General features: G+C 59.8%; 24 protein-coding genes and 1 tRNA gene. 11 read left to right on the forward strand and 14 right to left on the reverse strand.

The genetic code is table 11. The annotated features are described in order from the left end of the window. Positions 1–29: 29 nt before the first annotated feature. The 7 genes from LIY45_RS20020 (at position 30) to LIY45_RS20050 (ending at position 4,383) form a co-directional block, all read left to right on the forward strand. Positions 30–356, forward strand: a complete 327-nt coding sequence (locus tag LIY45_RS20020; protein ID WP_226477347.1) for a type III secretion protein — start codon at positions 30–32, stop codon at positions 354–356. A gap of 11 nt (positions 357–367) precedes the next feature. Beyond that, on the forward strand, positions 368–961 hold the full coding sequence (gene sctL, locus LIY45_RS20025; RefSeq protein ID WP_226477348.1) for a type III secretion system stator protein SctL: 594 nt from the start codon (positions 368–370) through the stop codon (positions 959–961). A gap of 87 nt (positions 962–1,048) precedes the next feature. Further along, positions 1,049–1,285, forward strand: coding sequence for a hypothetical protein (locus LIY45_RS20030; protein ID WP_226477349.1), 237 nt, complete (start codon positions 1,049–1,051; stop codon positions 1,283–1,285). Next, positions 1,263–1,682: a type III secretion protein gene (locus tag LIY45_RS20035; RefSeq protein ID WP_226477350.1), complete on the forward strand. Its 420-nt coding sequence runs from the start codon at positions 1,263–1,265 to the stop codon at positions 1,680–1,682. Before LIY45_RS20030 ends, LIY45_RS20035 begins: the two co-directional genes overlap by 23 nt. A gap of 15 nt (positions 1,683–1,697) precedes the next feature. Then, entirely contained in the window at positions 1,698–3,827 is a 2,130-nt protein-coding gene (gene sctC / locus LIY45_RS20040) for a type III secretion system outer membrane ring subunit SctC (RefSeq protein WP_226477351.1), read from the forward strand. Beyond that, positions 3,824–4,018 (forward strand): HrpT family type III secretion system protein, encoded by a 195-nt coding sequence (gene hrpT, locus LIY45_RS20045; protein WP_226477352.1) that lies wholly within the window; start codon positions 3,824–3,826, stop codon positions 4,016–4,018. The genes sctC and hrpT overlap by 4 nt, the downstream gene beginning before the upstream one ends. A 5-nt stretch (positions 4,019–4,023) precedes the next feature. Next, positions 4,024–4,383 (forward strand): transcriptional regulator, encoded by a 360-nt coding sequence (locus LIY45_RS20050; protein ID WP_226477353.1) that lies wholly within the window; start codon positions 4,024–4,026, stop codon positions 4,381–4,383. On the opposite strand, the gene sctU is transcribed toward LIY45_RS20050, so the two are convergent. The 11 genes from sctU to sctW form a co-directional block, all read right to left on the reverse strand. Next, complete coding sequence (gene sctU, locus LIY45_RS20055; protein ID WP_226477354.1) at positions 4,380–5,477, reverse strand: type III secretion system export apparatus subunit SctU; 1,098 nt, start codon at positions 5,475–5,477, stop codon at positions 4,380–4,382. The two genes, LIY45_RS20050 and sctU, sit on opposite strands and share 4 nt — an antisense overlap. Further along, a complete protein-coding gene (sctT, locus tag LIY45_RS20060; protein WP_226477355.1) occupies positions 5,474–6,262 on the reverse strand; it encodes a type III secretion system export apparatus subunit SctT in 789 nt (262 codons plus the stop codon). The genes sctU and sctT overlap by 4 nt, the downstream gene beginning before the upstream one ends. A gap of 10 nt (positions 6,263–6,272) precedes the next feature. Then, a complete protein-coding gene (gene sctS, locus LIY45_RS20065; protein WP_010177045.1) occupies positions 6,273–6,536 on the reverse strand; it encodes a type III secretion system export apparatus subunit SctS in 264 nt (87 codons plus the stop codon). Between the two features lie 7 nt (positions 6,537–6,543). Further along, complete coding sequence (gene sctR / locus LIY45_RS20070; protein WP_226477356.1) at positions 6,544–7,197, reverse strand: type III secretion system export apparatus subunit SctR; 654 nt, start codon at positions 7,195–7,197, stop codon at positions 6,544–6,546. Beyond that, entirely contained in the window at positions 7,194–8,207 is a 1,014-nt protein-coding gene (locus LIY45_RS20075; protein ID WP_226477357.1) for a FliM/FliN family flagellar motor switch protein, read from the reverse strand. The genes sctR and LIY45_RS20075 overlap by 4 nt, the downstream gene beginning before the upstream one ends. Next, entirely contained in the window at positions 8,204–8,662 is a 459-nt protein-coding gene (locus tag LIY45_RS20080) for a type III secretion system HrpP C-terminal domain-containing protein (protein WP_226477358.1), read from the reverse strand. Before LIY45_RS20080 ends, LIY45_RS20075 begins: the two co-directional genes overlap by 4 nt. Beyond that, positions 8,659–9,087 (reverse strand): YscO family type III secretion system apparatus protein, encoded by a 429-nt coding sequence (locus LIY45_RS20085; RefSeq protein ID WP_226477359.1) that lies wholly within the window; start codon positions 9,085–9,087, stop codon positions 8,659–8,661. The genes LIY45_RS20080 and LIY45_RS20085 overlap by 4 nt, the downstream gene beginning before the upstream one ends. Then, positions 9,074–10,432, reverse strand: a complete 1,359-nt coding sequence (locus LIY45_RS20090; RefSeq protein WP_226477360.1) for a FliI/YscN family ATPase — start codon at positions 10,430–10,432, stop codon at positions 9,074–9,076. Before LIY45_RS20090 ends, LIY45_RS20085 begins: the two co-directional genes overlap by 14 nt. After that, complete coding sequence (locus tag LIY45_RS20095; RefSeq protein WP_226477361.1) at positions 10,429–11,328, reverse strand: FHA domain-containing protein; 900 nt, start codon at positions 11,326–11,328, stop codon at positions 10,429–10,431. The genes LIY45_RS20090 and LIY45_RS20095 overlap by 4 nt, the downstream gene beginning before the upstream one ends. Positions 11,329–11,413: 85 nt before the next feature. After that, entirely contained in the window at positions 11,414–13,510 is a 2,097-nt protein-coding gene (gene sctV / locus LIY45_RS20100; RefSeq protein WP_226477362.1) for a type III secretion system export apparatus subunit SctV, read from the reverse strand. Beyond that, entirely contained in the window at positions 13,507–14,601 is a 1,095-nt protein-coding gene (sctW, locus tag LIY45_RS20105; RefSeq protein ID WP_226477363.1) for a type III secretion system gatekeeper subunit SctW, read from the reverse strand. Before sctW ends, sctV begins: the two co-directional genes overlap by 4 nt. A gap of 264 nt (positions 14,602–14,865) precedes the next feature. On the opposite strand from sctW, the gene LIY45_RS20110 reads away from it, so the two are divergent. Further along, positions 14,866–15,420 carry an RNA polymerase sigma factor gene (locus LIY45_RS20110; RefSeq protein ID WP_226477364.1) on the forward strand — a complete coding sequence of 185 codons (555 nt, stop codon included), beginning with the start codon at positions 14,866–14,868 and terminating at the stop codon, positions 15,418–15,420. A 108-nt stretch (positions 15,421–15,528) separates the two neighbouring features. Here the strand turns inward: LIY45_RS20110 and LIY45_RS20115 are convergent, their stop codons facing one another. Continuing rightward, positions 15,529–16,746, reverse strand: coding sequence for an MFS transporter (locus LIY45_RS20115; protein WP_017475968.1), 1,218 nt, complete (start codon positions 16,744–16,746; stop codon positions 15,529–15,531). Between the two features lie 427 nt (positions 16,747–17,173). Between LIY45_RS20115 and LIY45_RS20120 the strand changes: the two genes are divergently transcribed. The 3 genes from LIY45_RS20120 (at position 17,174) to rimJ (ending at position 18,457) form a co-directional block, all read left to right on the forward strand. Then, the gene (locus LIY45_RS20120) at positions 17,174–17,494 is read left to right on the forward strand and encodes a hypothetical protein (protein WP_226477365.1); all 321 of its coding nucleotides are present in this window, start codon (positions 17,174–17,176) and stop codon (positions 17,492–17,494) included. 247 nt (positions 17,495–17,741) lie between these two features. Further along, positions 17,742–17,818: transfer RNA gene (locus LIY45_RS20125), tRNA-Met, on the forward strand. A gap of 84 nt (positions 17,819–17,902) precedes the next feature. After that, entirely contained in the window at positions 17,903–18,457 is a 555-nt protein-coding gene (gene rimJ, locus LIY45_RS20130; RefSeq protein ID WP_226477366.1) for a ribosomal protein S5-alanine N-acetyltransferase, read from the forward strand. A 5-nt stretch (positions 18,458–18,462) separates the two neighbouring features. Here rimJ and LIY45_RS20135 read toward each other — a convergent pair whose 3' ends face one another. Together LIY45_RS20135 and LIY45_RS20140 are read right to left on the reverse strand one after the other, a co-directional pair. Then, positions 18,463–19,074 carry a hypothetical protein gene (locus tag LIY45_RS20135; RefSeq protein WP_226477367.1) on the reverse strand — a complete coding sequence of 204 codons (612 nt, stop codon included), beginning with the start codon at positions 19,072–19,074 and terminating at the stop codon, positions 18,463–18,465. Between the two features lie 38 nt (positions 19,075–19,112). Beyond that, positions 19,113–19,517: a hypothetical protein gene (locus LIY45_RS20140; RefSeq protein ID WP_226477368.1), complete on the reverse strand. Its 405-nt coding sequence runs from the start codon at positions 19,515–19,517 to the stop codon at positions 19,113–19,115. Between the last annotated feature and the right edge of the window lie 87 nt (positions 19,518–19,604).

A 19,604-nucleotide genomic window follows, 5' to 3' on the forward strand; every position in this document is an offset into this window, starting at 1 on the left:
GTAGTCCGCCACAACAAGACCTTGCCCTGTTGTTGGTCAAAGAAATAGACAACCCCAGCCGCGACAGCCGCTTGAGCCGAGAACAGCACCTCTGGTGCCAGCGCCTGACCAAGGCAATGACACCCGAAGTGCTGTTGCCAGCGACCGTTGACGACCCTCTGCATTACCTGCGCGCCTGGGTATCACCGGCCATCTGGCAGCGGTTGCGCCTGAGCTTTGCCCGCCAGCGAGTACTTGAACTGGAATCGCACCCCAGGTTGCTCAGCACCCACGGCCGCTTGGACACCCTGTGGCAAGCCGCCCTCTGGCGGGCAACGTCAAACATCCTCAACGAAACCCAGCACCTGCCCTCGTGAGAAAAACCAGTATGTTTTGCCCCAAAAAAATCGAGCTGCATACCGTTAACACACAGTTGCCGCCAGCTCTGATTCCTAGGGAAATGCTTGTCGACTTCACCCAGGCCAGCAAGTTGATCGAGCGCGCCCAAGCCCAGGCACTTTCGCTCATAGAACAGGCTCAAGCCCAGTGTGAGCGCGTATTGGAAGAGGCAGGCGAAAACTTCTGGCAACGCGCCAACCCCATTCTGCAACGCTGGGAGTCGGAACGTCAGGCGATGCATGAGAGCCTGGAACAGGTCGCAACCTCAGTGATCAGCACCGCCATTCGGGGTTTCCTGGATGAGACCCCGCCCCCCCAGCGCATCAGGGCTCTACTCAACCAACTGCTGGCGGCTCAACTGCCTCCCGTCAACGCGAACCTGCTGTGCCATCCACAGGACAGAGAAGCCGTCGAACAGTGGCTCGCTCGCCTGGTCGATGTGCCGTGGACACTTCGAGTCGATAACGCTGTCAGCGCCCAGTCATTGCTGCTTGAGACAAAAGACGGCGTCTTTCATATCAATTGGGCCGATGCTCTGGACCATCTGATACCCGCCCCCTCAAGTGATTCACGGCATCGATGAGCGCTGTTTTTCAACAAATTTCCTAGACCGATGGAACCTGTAACACATCAGCGGCCACACATGAGGTAGCAACCACGGAGACAACCCATGATTAGTGACGACCACAGGCTTTCAAAGCTATACCGGGAACTGGCCCGGGACGAAAAGAACTTCGGGGACATCACAAAGGATGTTGATGAAATGCAAGACATAGAAGAGCTGAAGATGCTGTTCACCCAGATGACCGAGCAATCACTCAACATAGCGAAGAAAGTGTCGATGGCGTCAGCCTTGCAGACCCTCAAAAACGAGACTAAAAACTATGTTCTCGCAAACAGTTCCTGATGATTGGCACTCAACCTTGATTGATTGTTTGAATGGCCATCAACCACAGGCCCGGGTGTATGAAAACGACGACGAGCTGAGCCTGCAGTGCTATGAAAATCACCTGCTGCTGCGTATTCAACTGACTCGCCCTGGTCTCACAACCTATCCGTTGCAGGCCTGGCTACGTCTCGGAGGGGCCAGCCTGGCACATTTCGAGGGCGCACTGGCCCTTTGTCCCAGAACCGGCCATCTCTGGCTGGTGCAAGGCCTGCCACGGGGTTGCAGTCAGGACCAACTGTTGAACGCTCTCGAAGCACTCCTCAACCAGCGCGACACCTGGCGCAGCGTCGTTGCTCGCCAGGCGAAACCTGCGCGCAAGTGCCAGGCCACCGTGTTACGTAAGCCGCTGCACTGAAATAGAGAACCTTCCATGTATAACAAAACCTACAAGCGCAGCAGCTTGCGCATAAACCCGCCTGAAATTTCATTTCGACGTGCGGATTGGCGATGCCTGATCGCACTGGCTTGTTTGCTCGCTCCGGCGCACACCAGTTTTGCTGCCATTCCCGCCGAGTGGAAAAACACCGCCTATGCCTACGAGGCAGAGCACAAACCGCTAAGGGAAGTGCTTGAAGACTTCGCCCAGGCCTTCGGCACACAGTTGCAAATCGAAGGCCTGCTGGAAGGCAACGTCAACGGTAAGATCCGCGCGAACACCCCGCAGTCCATGCTGGACAGATTGGCCGTTGAGCATCGTTTTCAATGGTATCTCTACAACAACACCCTATTCGTCAGCACGCTGGACCAGCAGGAGTCAGCGCGCCTGGAGGTCTCTTCAGAGACCATCGCAGACCTCAAGCAGGCCCTCACCGATATTGGCCTGCTCGACAGCCGTTTCGGGTGGGGCGAGTTGCCGGAAGACGGTGTGGTACTCGTCTCCGGCCCCAAGCGTTATATCGAACAGATCAAGCACTTCAGCAGCCAGCGCCGCTCACCGGACGAGAAACAGAGCGTGCTCAGTTACCCACTGAAGTTCGCCAATGCGGCGGACCGCCAGGTGGATTACCGTGGCGAAAAACTCAATGTGCCCGGGGTCGCCAGCATTTTACGCGGGCTGCTGGAACCGCGCTCCACCTCGACGCTCACAGGGCTGACCCAACGCCCAACATCCCAGCCAGCCCCTCTTACGCCAAATGTGCCGCGGTTGGGAAACCCGCTGCTGGGCCAGATGTTCGGTGCCAATGGCAACACAGGGCAAGTGGACGCCGGGCCTGCACTGACCCCACGAGCGCCGGTATCCGGCGGCCGAATACGCGTCGAAGCCGATGTGCGCAACAACGCCGTGCTGATTTATGACTTGCCTGAACGCCACGCCATGTACCGCGAGCTGATCAACCAGCTCGACGTCGCGCGCAAGCTGATCGAAATCGATGCGATCATTCTCGATATCGAGCGTACGCAGCTGCGCGAATTCGGGGTGAACTGGGGCTTCCAGAACAGCCGCTTCAGGGTCAACATGGCACCCGGCACCTCGTCGCAGGTGTCGATTAATAACCGCGATCGTTTCTACGCCGATATCCGTGCGCTCGAAGAAAAGGGACTGGCAACCCTGGTCTCGAACCCTTCGGTGCTCACCCTGGAGAACCAACCCGCGGTAATCGACTTCAACCGCACCCAGTACCTCTCTCGCGGCAGTGAATACGCAACCATTTTGCCTGTCACCGTGGGCACCAGTTTCCAGGTGGTCCCCCGGGTTACCACCAGTCGCGGCGGTCACCAGATCCATTTGGCGGTGGACATTGAAGATGGAAATTTCGCCGAGGACAACACTAATCCCGACAACCTTGATGTACGCCGGGGCAAAGTCAGCACCCAGGCCGTAATGGCAGAAAAGCGCTCGCTGGTGGTTGGCGGTTTCCATGTCACTGAAAGTGCCGACAAACAAAGAAAGATTCCCCTACTGGGCGATATTCCGCTGTTGGGCAAGGCATTGTTTTCCTCGACCGAGCGCCAGAATAATCGCCGTGAACGCCTGTTCATCCTCACTCCGCGCGTCATCGGCGACCAGGACGATCCGTCGCGCTACTTACCGCAAGCCGATCAGGCCGAGTTGCAGGCGGCCCTGACTCCGCTGGCCAGACGCTACTCCCCCCATCAGCCCGTCATAAAACGCAGTGACATTACGGCCGCCCTGGCGCATCTGGTCAGTGGGGAAGTCCCCAAGGCTTTCAAGGCGGCACCGATGCCTCTGGGGCTGAACACCTTATGCAGCACCCGCGACCTGCTGTCACTGAACACCGAACGCAGCCAATGGTATGCAGGCCCGCAGTTCAATGTGGCCGTGGTGGTGGTGCGCAATCAGTTCAACCGCAACGTGCGCATCGATGAGAAAGAATGCAGCAACTCCCAGACCCTGGCTGTCAGCGTCTGGCCACGTGCCTGGCTCAAGCCGGGGGAAGAGGCGGAGGTGTTTATCGCCATGCGGCCCGTGGTCAAAGATGAACACATCGGTGTGCCCCGCCCCTCCCTGATCACCCCCACCCGGAAGAACGCGCCATGAAACGCCTGCTCACCCTCCTCGGCCTGGCCCTGCTTATCGTTGGTTGTACGCCGACGTGCAAGGGCGACTCCTGTTCACGCCCGCAATCGGGCGCCGATAAGCTGGTGGTCTGGTGGCCGCCGCAGATGCGCGTCGAATCGGGCCCTGACGGCGAGCGCTCCGACTATCAAACGATCTCACTGGAACGGTAAGCTCCATGGGGCCGAACGATACGTCGTCTCGCCAGGTATTCCTGGATAACCTGGTGGGCGGCAAGGACGCCCACCTGCCCCTCAGCCCGGGCATAAGCGTGTACCCAATAAAGGCCGGTGGTAAACCTGGGCTTGCGTTGCGGGTCGACCGTGGAGCGCTGGAAGCCGGACAGTTGGAACGGGTACTGGAGCGGATTTTTGAACAGGCGGTGGCGTTTGACGGCTACTATGCCTGTCTCGATGCCAAGGATGCCCTGGTGATCTGGCACGCGCTGCCGGCAGGTGCAGAGGAGGCAGATGACATCATCGGCAAGCTGCTTTCACTGGGCTGCCTCGGTATGCTGGACGTGCACCGCTACCGTTAACGTTGCATAAGCTCCGGAAACTCCAGCGTTTCACGCTTGGCCTCGTCGTTGAGCTCACGCAGGGTGCGGTAGAGGAACGCTACCGCCTGCAACGTCTCCCGGGGGATGTTCGCCCCAAGCTTCTTCTCGTACAGCGTGCGCGCGAGCCACACACACTGGATCACCGGCACGTCGGCCGCCTTGGCCCGGTCTATCAGTTTCCGGGCCTCGGCATCCGTGCCTTTATCCACCAGCAGCGGCAGCGGGGTTTTGCCCGGCCGGTAGTACAGCGCGACAGCAAAGTGCGTCGGGTTGACCACCAGCATGTCGGACTCTTCCAGCTTGGGCAGCTTGACCTTCGGCTCTTCCTGGGCCAGTTGATAGGCCAACTGACGCCGCTGCCCCTTGACGTGGGGGTCGCCTTCCATGTCCTTGTATTCCTTCATCACCTCCACCTGGGTCATGCGCATGCGCTTGGCGAAGAAGTGTTTCTGCATCGCCATGTCGATCAGTGCCAGCACCAGCAACAACCCCAGGGTGGCGTGCAGCAAGTGACGGAACAAGGTGATGAGCGCCAGGATATAGCTCTGCAAATCGCTGGTGGCCAGGTTGATCAACGCCGACAACGACGGTTCGATCACCACGTACAGCACCAGGGTCAGCAACAGCGCCTTAACCAATCCCATCAACAGGTTCATCACCGACTGGGCGGAGAACATCTGCTTGATTTGGCTGACCGGGTTGAGGCGGCTGAAGTCCGGGGTCAGGCTTTCCGGCGCGAACAGGAAGCCGAACTGCAACCAACTGCTGATCAGCTTCACCGCAATCGCCACCCCGGCCATCAACAGGGCGAACGAAAAAAACATCAGCAGGCCTTCCATCAGCACTTCTTCCAGGGCCCGCACAAAGGGCCGGCCGATGCCCGACATCGCCAGCACCAGCAATTGCTGGAAGCGCTGCATGCTGGTTTCAGCGGTGAACAACGCGATTTCACTCAAGGCCGTCAGCACCAGTAACTTGCCGACGTCCTGGCTTTGGGCGACCTGGCCTTTCTTACGCTGATCCTTGAGCTTCTTGGGGGTGGCGGCGTGTTTTTTCTCCCCCGAATCACTCATGGTGCAACCCCCTGAAACATCAGGCCGATGGAATGCTTGAGGTCTGCCAACTGCGCCATGCGGGTGACGATCAAATCCTGCAGCAATGGAAAATACAGCAGCAGAACCACAAGCCCGGCAAGGCACTTGACCGGCGTTGCCAGGGTTGAAACCTGCAACTGCGGGCTGTACAGCCCCAGCACCGCGAAGCCGAACTCGAGAAACAGCAGCACCGCAATAAACGGCGCGGCGTACAGCATCATGTAGGTAAAGGTGTCGCCGAGTACGCCGAGGAACACGCTGAAGCCATTGACGGCCGGCAGCGGCAGCCAGGCGGTGGCCGGCCAGATCAGGTAGCTGTCCCAGATCACCTGGGTCAACACGCTCAGCCCCAGCATGACGATCAGCAGATAAATCACCAACTGTTTGAACAGGTGCCCGATGGGGGTGGCATCCGGCCCCAGCGATGGGTTGAGTTGGCCACCCGCCAAGGCTCCGCGCTGGTTATCCAGCAGCGCGCCCACCGACTCGAACATCCAGAACGGCATGGCCAACAGGGTCCCCAGTAAAAACCCCAGGGCAGCTTCCTTGAGTACCAGGCCGATGAGCATCAACACGGAGTAATCCTGGCCACTCATGGCGGCATGAATACCGGGTGTCGGAATCAACGCCATGACCATCACGATCACGTTCCGAAACCTGCCTCTTATGTGCTGGAAACAAAACGCCGGCACCAGAATCGCGACAGGATAAATGCGCGCCATGGCCACCACCAGGCTTGGCAAATATTCTAGATAGATCTGCACGCGTGTTCCCTCAGTTCAATGCCGAACGGGCGATCATGTCGAACATCAGGTTGATCAACTGGATCAACTCCAGGCCGATCCAGCGGCCGGTCAATACCAGCGTAATGCCCACCGCGACCAGCTTAATGCCGAAGGGCAGCGTCTGGTCCTGGATCTGCATCAGGGCCTGCACCAGGGAGGTCAGCACGCCGACGATCACCGCCACGATCAGCGGCGGCGCCGACAGCACCACCACCAGCAACATACCCTGCTTGAACAGCACAATCGGTTCCATAGGGCACTCAGAGGTAAGAAAGGAACAGGCTGTCGAGCAATCGCGACCACCCGGAAACCATCACGAACAACAGCAGCTTGAGCGGCAGGGAAATGGTCATGGGCGAGACCATCTGCATCCCCAGGGCCAGCAGCAGGTTGGACACGATCAGGTCGATGACGATGAACGGAATGTAGATCAGGAAGCCGATCTCGAACCCCGCCTGCAACTGCGACAATACAAACGCCGGGACCAACAGGATGAAGTCTTCGCGCTGAGTGCTCTGCGCCATTTCAGGCGGCCACATGCGCGCGCTGTTTTCCAGCAGGTGGGTCAACACATCCGGGTCGGTGTTGCGCAGCATGAACGCGCGCAACGGCTGTATGGCCTCCTTGCCTGTTTCCAGAAGCGCCTGCACGCTACTCATGTCCACGGGCGAAGCCTTGACGTTCTCGGCAATCTGGTAGCCCACGGGCGCCATGATGAACAGCGTCGCGGCCAGCGCTATTCCATTGATGGCCATGCTCGGAGGCACCTGCTGCACACCGATGGCGTTACGGGTGATCATCAGCACAATCACGATCTTCAAGAACGATGTGCAGATGATCAGCAGCATTGGCATCAGCGACAGCGAACCTAAAAACAGTGCCAGGATAAGGGGGTCGACCCCCTGAAATGTCATCGCGAAAAAATCACGCGGGACAACTGCAAACCAAGGCGCCCGTCTACTTCCACCAACTGCCCTTGCCCGATCGGCCTGTCGCCGTAATAAAGCCCGGCCATGCCCGGCGCGTATCCGGCAATGCCCAACACTGCACCGGGGGCGAGATTGCGCAGTTCGCCCAGGGTCAGGTTCAGGGTGCCACAACGAACTGTCAGGGCCATGCTCAACTCATCGAAAGGCTCGTGGCCAAAGACATTCACTACCGGTTCATCCAGCTCATCCCCCGGGTACTGCGATGTTGCAAAATCCTCGTCCACGGACGTTTCCTCGATCGAAACAAGTGTCAGGCACAACGGCCCGGATTCATCATCAATGCACCCTTGCAGCCGGTGCTTGCCGACATACAGGTGACCATTGCCCTGCACATCGAAAAAGGGCTGTTCAAGCATCACCACGTCACCGGCACGGACACCGTTCAATTGCGCGATGGAGAGCTTCAAGCGGCCCAGGGTCATCGCCACTGACAACTGGAACGAAGCCGGCAAGGGCCCCGCTATCGGCTGCCACGGGCCGGCCTCGCACAGTGCCAGCAAGCGTTCTGGCGTCAGCCACAGGTAACCCACGACCCTGGACTTCCCCAGCGTCACCGTGAAGCGACAACCGAAGTTCAATTTCCTGGGCGCCGGCAGCAACCGCAGGAAGCCAAACAGCCCCCGCACCTGCGGGCTCAGGTGGTGCTGGAACAGTTCCCAGAACCACGAGTCTGGATCGTTGCCGGCCTCTGCCAGCGTCACCGGGCACTCCCCCAACAGGCTGAACAGCGGCCCTGGCTCGGCGAAAGCCAGCACCCCGCAGGCGCTCTCGAAAAACAGCGGCTTGACGCCTGTGGGGGCACGGCCCGGTTCCATCAACAGTTCACCGTTCTGCCCCGCGACCTGAAACGCCATGCGCAAGCCGCGACCCAGCCTGCGCCGCGCCGCGACGTTGGCGCCGCTGACCGCCGGCAAGGTTAAAAACGGTAGGATCATGCCGGGTCCACATGTGCCAGGTGGACGTTGACTGGCTGGCCCAACGCGCCGGCCAGCCCGTTCTCAAGGGGCTGGCGCACCCCAAGCAGCCAGCGTGCGGTGCGCTCTTCCTCCGCCTCCAGTTCAACATTCCAGGCACCTTGCTCGCGGCGCACGCTGGCGTTGATCCGCCCCAGGCTCGGCAGGTAAAGCACAGCGTGCAAAGGCCACTGAACAGCGGCGTGGATCCGCGGGACCAACTGCTCGGTCATGGCCGCGATCATCGCGGCATGACTTGATGCAGGGGTTCCCGGTAGGGCGGAACCGAAACCGCCCCCTTCGTCATCGTTGCCAAACAGCTGGGCAAATAACCGTCCGTGCTCCCATGGCACTATCGCCCCCGGGCCGGGCTCACGTTCATCCCGAGGCTCACCCAGACGCGGGCGCTCAGGTCTGTTCACTGGAACTTGCGTCATGTTTCTTCCTGCACGGCTTCTTCCTGCCCCAGCAAAAGGGACAGCTCCTGGAGTTTTTCAACCTCGCGCAAGCGCTGGGTAACCTGCTTCTGCGCGCTGTCGATGTGGATCAACTGCTCATCGCGCTGGCCGTGCAGCTCATGTAACTGCCCTTCTTCGCGGCGGGTGTCGGCGGACAACATGCGCTCCTGGGCATTCCAGGACTTGATGTCCTGGAACGAGATCACTTGCCCTTGATGCTTACCCAGCAGCTCAGCGGTTTTCCGGGCTTCCTCCAGCCGGGTCTGTTCAAGGGCATCCGCCGCCTGCCGGATCTGCAACAGCAGCGCTTGCTGCTGCCTTTTGGCGGCACGCAACGCGCGCTCCGCCCGCTCAGCCCGATGCTTGCGCAAACGCCGCAAGGTATCGATCTCAGAAAGGGACATCGGTGGTCAACTCCATCAATTGTTCCAGCGTCATCGCCATCGCGGCCGGCTCACGCAGGTCCTGGCGCAGAAAGCCATCGACGGCCTGGCGGCTGTCCACCGCCAGGTCGGTCAGGGCATCACTGCCGGGTTGGTACTCGCCCAACTTGAGCATCAGTTCGATCTGCTGGTACGCCGACAACAAGCGGCGCAAGGCGGTGCCCGCCCTTATATGCTCGGGCGTGGCGACATTACTCAAGATCCGCGAAAGGCTGCCCAGCACATCCACCGCCGGGTAGTGGCCACGCTCGGCCAGCTTGCGTGACAACACGATGTGGCCGTCGAGCAGGGAGCGCACTTCATCCGCTACCGGGTCGTTCATCGAGTCCTGCTCGATCAGCACGGTGTAGATAGCGGTAATCACTCCGTCACGGGTCAGCCCGGCCCGCTCCACCAGGCGCGGCATCAAGCTGTATACCGACGGTGGCAAGCCGCCGCGGCCCAGCGGCTCACCCGCGGCCAGGCCGATTTCACGCTGGGCCCGGGCAAATCGGGTCAGGGAGTCAATCAGCAGCAGTACCCGCTTGCCCTTGCGCCGGAACCCTTCGGCCAGCGCTGTCGCAGTGAAGGCCGCGCGGGCGCGTTCCATGCTTGAGCGATCGGAGGTTGCACACACCAGCACCGCTTTGGCGCGCAACTGATCATCCAGTTCATGGTCGAGAAATTCCCGCAGCTCGCGGCCGCGCTCGCCAATCAACCCGAACACGATCACATCACATTCGACGTTTCGGGCGATCTCGGCCAACAAGGTGGTCTTGCCGCAGCCGGCCCCGGCGAACAGGCCGACGCGCTGCCCTTCTCCCAGCGTGATCAACCCATCAATCGAGCGTACGCCGGTGGACAACGCCCGGCTGATCCTCGGGCGTTCGGTAGGCAACGGCGCCTCGCACAACACCGTGCTCGCCTCTGCGATGTCGGCCTCCACAAATGCGCTTGGGCCATCGCCCGCAATCGGCCGGCCAAACCCATCGAGCACCTGGCCGAGCAAATCATCACCGACCCGTACCCGGTGTGGCACCCCCAGGCGTTGCACACTGGCGCCCACGCGTACGCCTTCAAGATTGCCCAACGCACTGAGCACGGCATCCTGCTGGTCGAAACCGATGATTTCGGCCAGCATATATTCGCCGATGGACTTTTCGACCTGGCACAAATCACCGATGCGCGCCTGGGGCAGCCGGCATTGCAACAACATGCCGTTCACCCGCTGGATACGACCGCGCACCGACACCGGTGCGAAGCTGGCCAGCGCACTCGACTGGCGTTGCTCCCAGGCCTCAAGACGGGCTTGCAGGTCCTGGCTCACCAGCGCACCTCGAAGCGTTGCTTACCGTCGAACACCACTTTGGTGTTATCGATCAGCACCAGGCGCAAGCCGTCCACCTCATCCCCCACAAACAGTCGGTTCCCGTGTTCCAGAACCACGTGACCGTTGGGGCCGCCGACAATCTGCAAAATCTTGAAAGGAAACGTTCCGTCGCGCGTCCTGACCCGGCTCATCACCGGCACTGCGGTATCGAACTGTTCGCCAAACCGGCTGAGCATGCGCGATACCAACTCCACGTCTTCCTGGAGTACATCGCCGTCGAGCAGCACCTGGTCATTGACCAACTGGATGCTTATACGGTTGATCAATTCGCGCTCGCGGAGCATCTTGAGTAACTGCTGGCGCACCTCGAAAGGTGAGGCCAGTTCGTTCTTGCGGATCACAGGTGGCATCAACGACGCCTGGGCTTCGCGATCACCGCTAGTGGTCATGCCCAGCGCGGTGATGATGACCGCAACGACGACGACCAGGCTGATCAAGCGTTTCTGTTGCGTGCTCGAAATGGAAGAAAGCTTCAGCGGGGCGGGAGTCTCGGCCGCAGGCGGGGCCGCCTGCTCGTCAGTCACCGTCGGCTGGGGCCAGGGCTGGTCGGCGCGGGCGACGCAGAGCCGAACGTCGCCAATCGAAAATGTCGTGTTGAGTGGCAGGTCGGCAATCTGTGCCAGGATCAGGCCGGAGGCGTCCTGCATCACCCCTCCCTCGGCCTGCACCGACCAGCGCTGGTCAACATACTGCAACCGCACATGGCGCTCGGCAATGCCCGGGGCGTATAGCGCAAGGTCAGCGTCAGGGTGCGCACCAATGCTCCACTGCTCGCCGAACAACGGCAGCGCGGCCCCCTGGTGCAAACCATCGAGTACTCGTAGCTCAAACATTATCAGGCCACCATTGCCGCAAGGGACAACCGGCTCCACGCAACACCGTCCGTTTCAAGGCCCTGTACAATCGCCAAAACAGTGCTCATGCCACGGCTCCACGCACCAGATCATCCTGACTCAGGTCAAACCGCCCCAGCACTTTGACCTTCGATGAACTCCCCAGCTCGGCAAACGACAGCACCGGTACATGGTTGAACTCTTCCAACAGCAATGTCCGCAAAGGGCTGCGCAGATCCTGCGCGACCAACAACACGCTCTTGCTCTTGGCCCGTACGGGAAAGGCTTGTTTGAGCAGGTTGACCAACACCGCACTGCTGTCGTTGTCGAGGGAAAAGAACACCCCGGTCTGGGTCTGGCGCAACGCATCACGCAGCACGCTTTCGCTGTGGGGCGTCAACAGCCAGGCATGCAGGCCGTCGGCTTCGCTGTACTGATGGAAAATCTGCGACTTAAGGGCAATGCGCGCGTAGTCGGCCAAGGCATCCGGCTCACGCTCATGCTGGCCGTATTCGATCAAGGCCTCCACGATCAGCCGCACGGCCCGCAGGGGGACGCCCTCGCTGGCCAGGCGCTGCAACACCGCCGAAAACCGTGAAAGCGGCATGATGCGTTGCAGTTCCTGCACCAGTTCCGGCTGGTTGGATTCAAGCCAGGTGAGGATCGACTTGCTCTCCTGAATCCCGAGGAACTGCGGCCCGCTCAGCATCATCGCCCGGGTCATGCGTTCGATGATCAAGCCCTCTGCGGTGAAGCGCTCCCGTTGCTCGTCGTCGAGCAGTGGATCGTCGGGCGCCAGCCACACCCAGTCCTGTTCGTCGCGCTCAGGCAGTCCCTTGGCACCCTCTTCAGGCTCGGCGGCCAAGGTGCCGAGGGCCACCGCTACCCGATGTCCCAGGGTGGCCTTGATCATCGGCACTTCATGCACGCAGAAGCGGAACTCATCCTCGGCCAGTGCAGGTGCAAACTCGACTTCAAACGGCGGCAGCGTCAAGCCGATGTACGTGACCAGGCCATTGCGCGCCTGGCGAATACTGTGGATGACCTGCGCCACCTGTGCACTGCCGTGCAAGGCTGCCGGGAACTGCAACAGATAAGGCCGCGACGGATCAAAGCTCCGCAGGTCTTCTTCACCGTTGTCATGCGGGGCGACCGCATCGGCGCCCGCTTGCTCCGGCTGCTCGAGCTTCTGGCGCTGGCGCACCAGGAAGTAACCCAGGGAACCGGTGATCAGCGAGATGAGGATAAACACCACCGTCGGCATCCCCGGAAGCGCCGCAAAGGCGAGCATGCCGACCGAGGCGATGACCCAGCTCTTGGGTTCGCTGGTCATTTGCCGGGCGATCTCGGCGCCCATGTTGTTGGCGCCCTTGTTACGCCCGGACGGCGCCACGCGGGTGATGATCATGCCCGCAGTCAAGGAAATCAGCAGCGCGGGAATCTGCGCAATCAGGCCATCACCGATGGTCAGTACCGAGTACAGCGCCATGGAGTCGCCGGCGCTCATGCCGTGCTGGAACATGCCGGTGGAGAAACCGCCCAGCAAGTTGATCACCACGATAATCAGCCCGGCGATGGCGTCGCCCTTGACGAACTTCATGGCCCCGTCCATCGCCCCGAACAGCTGGCTCTCGCGGGATAATTGCTCGCGTTTGTCCCGGGCCTGCTCGCCATCGATCAGGCCGGCACGCAAATCACTGTCGATGGACATTTGCTTGCCAGGCATGGCATCCAGGCTGAACCGCGCCGCCACTTCAGCGACACGCTCCGAACCTTTGGTAATCACCAGGAAGTTGACGATGGTCAGGATCATGAAGATCACCAACCCTACCGCCAGATTGCCGCCCACCACGAAGTTGCCGAAAGCCTCGACGATATCGCCGGCATCCTGCTCCAGCAGGATCAATCGCGTGGTGGCAATCGAGAGGGCCAGGCGAAACATGGTGGTCAGCAACAGGATCGACGGAAACGAAGAAAACGCCAGCGGCCCCGGCAGGTACAACGCCAGTACGATCAACAGGCACGAGATACAGATATTCAGGGCAATCAGGATATCCACCAGCCAGGTGGGCAGCGGCACAATAAAGATAAACACAATGGCCATGATGACCACCGCGCCCATGACTTCGGCACGTTGTGCAACCTTCAGCAGCACGCCATTGATGGCCCGTAACGCGCTCATGCATCGAGGCCCTGCGGGGCCATACCCTGCCGGGTCCCGCGCTCGGTGCGCGCGTATTCGTCCATCACCAGCAAAAAGCTGTTCAGGCAGTCCTCACGCCCCTTGTTATCACGCCACACGGCGAGCGGCAGGCTCTTGAGCATCGGATAAACGCTGTTGAGTGAAATCAACTGATTGAGTACATCGACACCGCCCAATTCAACGGCCAGGCGCTGGATCTCGGCAGGCGCAATCCCGGTGTTCGAGTACCCCAGCAAGCGTTGGAGCAGGGCCACTGCGTCCCGTGTCACCTCGGGGTAGGTGAGAGCCAGGCGCTCAATCAGGTCCCGGCAATTGCACAAGATGCCACCCAGTTGGTCGCAGCCACGCAACCCCACCAGTAGCGTGAGCAATTTGGCCGAGGCGATCGACGGCGTCAGCGCCGCAATGTCGTCGGCCAGGGCGCGACGCATCAGCTTCAGCCCCTGGCCAAGGTCTTCGCCGCCGAACAGCCCCAACAGCGCCTGCAGCATCGTTGCCAGGGATTGTCGGGTGACCACGCTGGCGTAATACACGCTGCGCACCGCCTGGCGCAGTTGAGGGTCATCACTGTTGGCCTGCAACGCCAGCGCAATGTTCAGGCCCGCCTGGATCTGCGGCTTGAAGCGCAACTCCAGTTTCATCAGCGCCTCGCGAGCCAGTTTCGCCTCGTTGCTGCGCCCTTCGGCATCGGCCTGCGTGACGACGTGCTGGAGCACCACGTAGGCCCGGGCCGGGTCATTGCCGGTGACCTCCACAAGCTTATCGACGCTGGCGTTTATCAACAATTGAACCCTGACACTGCGCGCAATGGTCGCCAGGGATGCCTGAGCCGGATGCCCCAAGTGATCATAGATCAGCGCCAGTTGCTCCACTGGCATGACGCGCAACCCTAGCTGCCGCCGGCCAAGCGCGCGGCTGTTGAGCTCGACCTCTTGGTTGAACATCGAACCGAGGTCATCGCCGATCAGCGGGGTGTTCGTCTGGGAAGGTGGCTGGTTATCAACCCTTGCAGGCACAGGCTGATCCAGGCTCTGGGGCTTTTGCACATCAATGTGGGGATCGACTTTCATGGGGAATGCCAGGACAGGGAGATTCGTATCCTTGTGTGGAGGGCAAACCCATTATGGTTCCATCTTGCCAGCGATTCAGAGGCTTATGAAAAAACCGGCACAAACCTGTGGGGGTTTGTGCAAAACCTTGCATGAAAAGGCATCAAAACAAGATATTTCATCATGCATATCAACAAGTTATAAATATTTATCGCTTGGCACAGGCAGTGCTAAGGGGGTTCCCGTCGAAATTATTTCGATCGTGTCTACCCTGAGGAAAAATTCATGGATATCCCAGCCGATGTTCTAGTTCACCTTACACCTGACCCGCACCGCGCCATCCAGAACCTGTCGGAAGACCACCACAAGAAACTCCGCCGCTTCATTCATAAACGCGTACTGAACCCGGAAGATGCAGACGATATTCTGCAACTGACGTACCTGGAGGCCTGGCGTAACCGGGACCGCTTCGGCGGCCAGGCCACCCTCAGCACGTGGATGTGCGGGATTGCCCAAAACCTGATCCGCAACCACTTCCGGCGCCTGTATGCCAAACCGGTGCATTGCGAGTTCGATGAAGCGCTGTGGCATGGGCAGGAAGACAACAGCAACAACCTGGACTGGCAGTTCGAGATCAACCGCAGGCTCGAAAGAACCCTGCGGGCGATTAACCACTTGCCACCGGAAATGCGTAAAACCCTGTACGCCTCGCTGGAAACCGACGGCAGCTACCAGGACACCGCCGACGCCATGGACATCCCCATTGGCACCGTGCGCTCACGCTTGTCCCGGGCGCGGGAACAGTTGAAGCGAGCCACCTACAACCCGCTACAACCGTAAATCAGGGCACCGGCATGACGCCGCCCCCCTTTGCAGGAGCAGTTGATTTACCCGTTTGACGCAAGCGTTGGGCAGCAGGGATATCTGCCCGACTCGATTGACTTGGAATCAGACTTTTTTGGTACGCGGCAACAGAATCGCCAACACCCCGAACAACGGCAGGAACGAGCACAGCGTGTACACGTACTCGATGCCGTGGATGTCAGCCAGGTGCCCCAGCAACGCCGCACCAATCCCGCCAAAACCGAACATCAACCCGAAGAACACCCCGGCGATCATCCCCACATTGCCCGGCACCAACTCTTGCGCATACACCACAATCGCCGAGAACGCCGAGGCCAGGATAAAGCCGATTACCACGCTCAGAATGCTGGTCCAGAACAGGTCCACATGAGGCAGCAGCAAGGTGAACGGTGCAACGCCAAGGATCGAAAACCAGATCACCGCCTTACGGCCAATCTTGTCGCCAATCGGCCCGCCAAAGAACGTACCCGCCGCCACCGCGCCGAGGAACAGGAACAGATGCAACTGGGAGCTGGCCACCGACAAGTCGAACTTCTCGATCAGGTAGAAGGTGAAGTAACTGGTGAAACTGGCCATGTAGAAGTACTTGGAAAATACCAGCAGCCCCAGCACCACCAACGCACTCAGCACCCGGCCCTTGGACAGGCCATGGGTGGCCGCCTGGCCTTGCTTGAGCTTGAACAGGTTCAAGTGGTGCGCGTACCAGCGGCTGATGGCATACAGCACAAACAACGCAAACACCGCGAACAGACCGAACCAGGCCACATTGCCCTGGCCGAACGGAATGATGATCGCCGCTGCCAGCAACGGGCCGAACGCCGAGCCTGCGTTACCGCCCACCTGGAAGGTCGACTGCGCCAGGCCATAACGCCCGCCGGAAGCCAGGCGCGCCACGCGGGACGCTTCCGGGTGGAAGGTGGACGAGCCGATCCCGATCAAGCCCGCCGCCAGCAGAATCAGCGGGAAGCTGCCCACCTGGGACATCATCAAAATGCCCACCAGTGTACAAATCATCCCGCAGGGCAGCAGATAGGGCTTGGGATGGCGGTCGGTGTAATACCCCACCCACGGTTGCAGCAGGGACGCGGTGAGCTGGAACGTAAGAGTGATCAGGCCGACCTGGGTGAACGTCAGGCCGTAATTGGCCTTGAGCATCGGGTAGATCGAAGGCAGTACCGACTGGATCAAGTCATTGATCAAATGCGCCAGCGCCACCGCGCCGATTACACGCATCACCAACGGGCTGGTTTGCCCGGCGGCAGGCGCCGTAGCCACGGAGGGCTGGGAATTGCTCAGAGCCATGGGAGGTTTTCCGTACAGCAGATGGATGCACAGGTGCAGGTGCGACAATGTGCCACTTTTGGGTGCGGGAAGGCTATCCCGTTAGCAGGCTAACGAGTAGGTGAATCGATGCAGCGGTCATGGCTTGTAAAGGGCCAGCAAGATGAATCCCTTTAATTTGCGGGACGTTTCCTAGAGAATCTTTCGGCCTTGTGCCTGGGGGAGTCGGTGACTAGTCTTCGGTCCGTCGCTGGTTTTCAGTGATCGGGTTTAGCAGCCTGAACTCAATAGGCACACGCTTTACGCCCCAGTTTATGGTGGCTGTGCGTGGGGCACCTTCGGGTGCGCCGGTTTTCCTATTGACTGGTCTGCTAACCCGCGTACAGCCGCCACCCTTCTCGTTTAGCAGCGACGGTGGCAGCTTCTTCAGGTCAATAGGAGCTACACCATGTTCAAGATCGTCCGCGACCCACCCCGTGACCAAGCCAAAGACCGCGCCGCCTTCAACCGCGCGCTCGACCACTACCTACCCACCGACCCGCCGCAACCCTCGACCAACTTCTACGCCATCAGCGACGAAATCAGCTTCGAATACTCCCTACTCTACACCGCCGACCTGCTGCACGGCGCCTCGGCCACCGCGCTCGATTGTGGCGAACAACTGCAAAGCCCCGAGCGCGCCAAAGTGCTTGCCGTGTGGCACCTGCTGGAAATGGCCAAAGCCATGGTCGACCGCTCGATAGAGTGCCTGCACCCGCGCAAAACCTGACGGCTGATCGTTCCCACGCTCTGCGTGGGAATGCATCCCGTGACGCTCCGCGTCACCCTGGTACATAGCGTCGACCGCGGGACGCGGAGCGTCCGAAGCGGCATTCCCACGCAGAGCGTGGGAACGATCAACCCCAACCGCTCGTCACCAAACCCGGTGTTTCCCGTTAAACAGTTGATAGCGTAGATAAATTTTCAAAAAAAGCGCTTGACGCATTCCCGTTCTCCGCGAATAATGCGCGCCACTTGGCTACATAGCTCAGTTGGTTAGAGCATAGCATTCATAATGCTGGGGTCCGGGGTTCAAGTCCCTGTGTAGCCACCAAGTACTAAAAACGGCTTACCGAAAGGTAGGCCGTTTTTTTATGCCTGAAGAAAAGTACACTGCCCCACCACATGGAGGTGACGCATGACATTCCCCGCCACCGGCATCCACACCGACCGGCTTTTACTGCTCCCCGCCCACCCTTCCCACGCATGTGCCCTGCAAGCGTACCTGCTGGAAAATCGCGATTTCCTCAAGCCTTGGGAACCGTCGCGTGATGAAGCCTTTTTCGAACTGACAGCCATCACCGAACGCCTCAAAACCCTGGCCGACAAAACCGCCAGCGGTGAAGCATTGCACCTGCTGATATTCAGCCACGGCACAATCATCGGCGCCTGCAACTTCAGCTACATCGTGCGTGGTGCGTTTCAGGCCTGTCACCTCGGTTACGCGCTGGCTGAATCCGCCCAAGGCAAGGGGCTGATGCATGAAGCGCTGACGGCGGCGATTGCTCATGTGTTCGATGAAATGCAGCTACACCGAATCATGGCCAACTACCGTCCGGAGAATGAGCGCAGTGCGCGCCTGCTGGCGCGGCTGGGGTTTGAAAGAGAAGGTGAAGCGCGGGCGTATCTCAAGATCAACGGGGTTTGGACGGACCATGTACTGACCGCCCTGATCAACCCCAACGATATTTAAACAACTCAGTCGCTGTGGGCGGCATCACTTGGAGTACCCGGACAAGGATTCACCAACTCCGAATACTCAAACTCCGTGAAGTACGGAATCGTTGTCCCCGGAATCATCCCTCCCCCGTATTTCTTCTTCCCACTCGGCCTCACCGCCTTCGCGCCCGCACCAATCAACAATGGCTGACCATCCGCCAACAAGTAATCCACCATCTCCCGGTGCATCGCGCCATTCCAGTGCTTGTCAGCATTGAGCGGCAACAACACGAAGTTGGAGTCCGCGGTAAACATGTTCAGCGCTTCCGCCGCTTCCCGCGAGGTGGCGGTATGGCCGCAGAGCACTTCGGCGGTTTTCAAGGTGTAGGCCGGCACGTACCGGCTGCTTTGGTACTTGCTCAGAATCAAGCCTTTGCGGGTCAGCACCGCCAAGCCTTGCTCGGCATGGCAGATTGCTTCATCGCCGTACTTCAGTTTGCAGAAGTTGGTGTAGGAGATGTCGATGATGTCACTGCCGGAAACGCCCAGGTCTTGCACTATCTGGGCGCGGGCTTCAGGGGTTTGGTACGGGATGCTGCAGCCACTGAGCAGCAGCGCAGCAACGACGAAAACCAGCGGTAAAGTGCGCATGAAAACTCCAGAAAACGGGATGAGAAGGTGTCAATCCATTAAATCGCTATCGGTAAAACCAGGTCCTTTTGCCCTTCCACTGTCACGTCATACATCTTCTCGCTGCACACCGAGAATCCTTGCAAATCAAACTCCACCAGATAGGTTTTGTTAGCCTTCGGCAGGAAGCTGCGGGATAACGCTCCGCACTTTTCCAAGGTATAGGACGTGCCGCGATCGTTGCGCCAGTTCGCAACGCCCTCTACCACGGTCACCTGATCCGCCGGCACCAGTATCTCCCGGAACGGCCGGACCTGATAGAGCCCGTGGGCCAGCCCCTTGTACAACCCGCGGGCAAACGCCGGCATTTGTTGCTCTTGGGCATCGTTGTAAACACTCCCCACGCTGCTCAGGTTTCCCGCCGGGCCAACGCTGAAATGCACCTGTGATTCAGTGCTGAGCATTCTGAAAATCACCTTCGCATGGTGGTCGTCTGCCGTTAGTACGACCGGCTTGGGTTTGGCCGGGGGCGGGCCTTTATGAGAAGAACA

Source organism: Pseudomonas sp. MWU16-30323 (assembly GCF_020515595.1).
GTDB lineage: Bacteria > Pseudomonadota > Gammaproteobacteria > Pseudomonadales > Pseudomonadaceae > Aquipseudomonas > Aquipseudomonas yamanorum.

Bases quoted from the DNA above. Each gene is read 5' to 3' on its own strand.
- sctL (WP_226477348.1), top strand. From the start codon at position 368: ATGTTTTGCCCCAAAAAAATCGAGCTGCATACCGTTAACACACAGTTG.
- LIY45_RS20030 (WP_226477349.1), top strand. From the start codon at position 1,049: ATGATTAGTGACGACCACAGGCTTTCAAAGCTATACCGGGAACTGGCC.
- LIY45_RS20035 (WP_226477350.1), top strand. From the start codon at position 1,263: ATGTTCTCGCAAACAGTTCCTGATGATTGGCACTCAACCTTGATTGAT.
- sctC (WP_226477351.1), top strand. From the start codon at position 1,698: ATGTATAACAAAACCTACAAGCGCAGCAGCTTGCGCATAAACCCGCCT.
- hrpT (WP_226477352.1), top strand. From the start codon at position 3,824: ATGAAACGCCTGCTCACCCTCCTCGGCCTGGCCCTGCTTATCGTTGGT.
- LIY45_RS20050 (WP_226477353.1), top strand. From the start codon at position 4,024: ATGGGGCCGAACGATACGTCGTCTCGCCAGGTATTCCTGGATAACCTG.
- sctU (WP_226477354.1), bottom strand. From the start codon at position 5,477: ATGAGTGATTCGGGGGAGAAAAAACACGCCGCCACCCCCAAGAAGCTC.
- sctS (WP_010177045.1), bottom strand. From the start codon at position 6,536: ATGGAACCGATTGTGCTGTTCAAGCAGGGTATGTTGCTGGTGGTGGTG.
- sctR (WP_226477356.1), bottom strand. From the start codon at position 7,197: ATGACATTTCAGGGGGTCGACCCCCTTATCCTGGCACTGTTTTTAGGT.
- LIY45_RS20075 (WP_226477357.1), bottom strand. From the start codon at position 8,207: ATGATCCTACCGTTTTTAACCTTGCCGGCGGTCAGCGGCGCCAACGTC.
- LIY45_RS20080 (WP_226477358.1), bottom strand. From the start codon at position 8,662: ATGACGCAAGTTCCAGTGAACAGACCTGAGCGCCCGCGTCTGGGTGAG.
- LIY45_RS20085 (WP_226477359.1), bottom strand. From the start codon at position 9,087: ATGTCCCTTTCTGAGATCGATACCTTGCGGCGTTTGCGCAAGCATCGG.
- LIY45_RS20095 (WP_226477361.1), bottom strand. From the start codon at position 11,328: ATGTTTGAGCTACGAGTACTCGATGGTTTGCACCAGGGGGCCGCGCTG.
- sctV (WP_226477362.1), bottom strand. From the start codon at position 13,510: ATGAGCGCGTTACGGGCCATCAATGGCGTGCTGCTGAAGGTTGCACAA.
- sctW (WP_226477363.1), bottom strand. From the start codon at position 14,601: ATGAAAGTCGATCCCCACATTGATGTGCAAAAGCCCCAGAGCCTGGAT.
- LIY45_RS20110 (WP_226477364.1), top strand. From the start codon at position 14,866: ATGGATATCCCAGCCGATGTTCTAGTTCACCTTACACCTGACCCGCAC.
- LIY45_RS20115 (WP_017475968.1), bottom strand. From the start codon at position 16,746: ATGGCTCTGAGCAATTCCCAGCCCTCCGTGGCTACGGCGCCTGCCGCC.
- LIY45_RS20120 (WP_226477365.1), top strand. From the start codon at position 17,174: ATGTTCAAGATCGTCCGCGACCCACCCCGTGACCAAGCCAAAGACCGC.
- rimJ (WP_226477366.1), top strand. From the start codon at position 17,903: ATGACATTCCCCGCCACCGGCATCCACACCGACCGGCTTTTACTGCTC.
- LIY45_RS20135 (WP_226477367.1), bottom strand. From the start codon at position 19,074: ATGCGCACTTTACCGCTGGTTTTCGTCGTTGCTGCGCTGCTGCTCAGT.
- LIY45_RS20140 (WP_226477368.1), bottom strand. From the start codon at position 19,517: ATGCTCAGCACTGAATCACAGGTGCATTTCAGCGTTGGCCCGGCGGGA.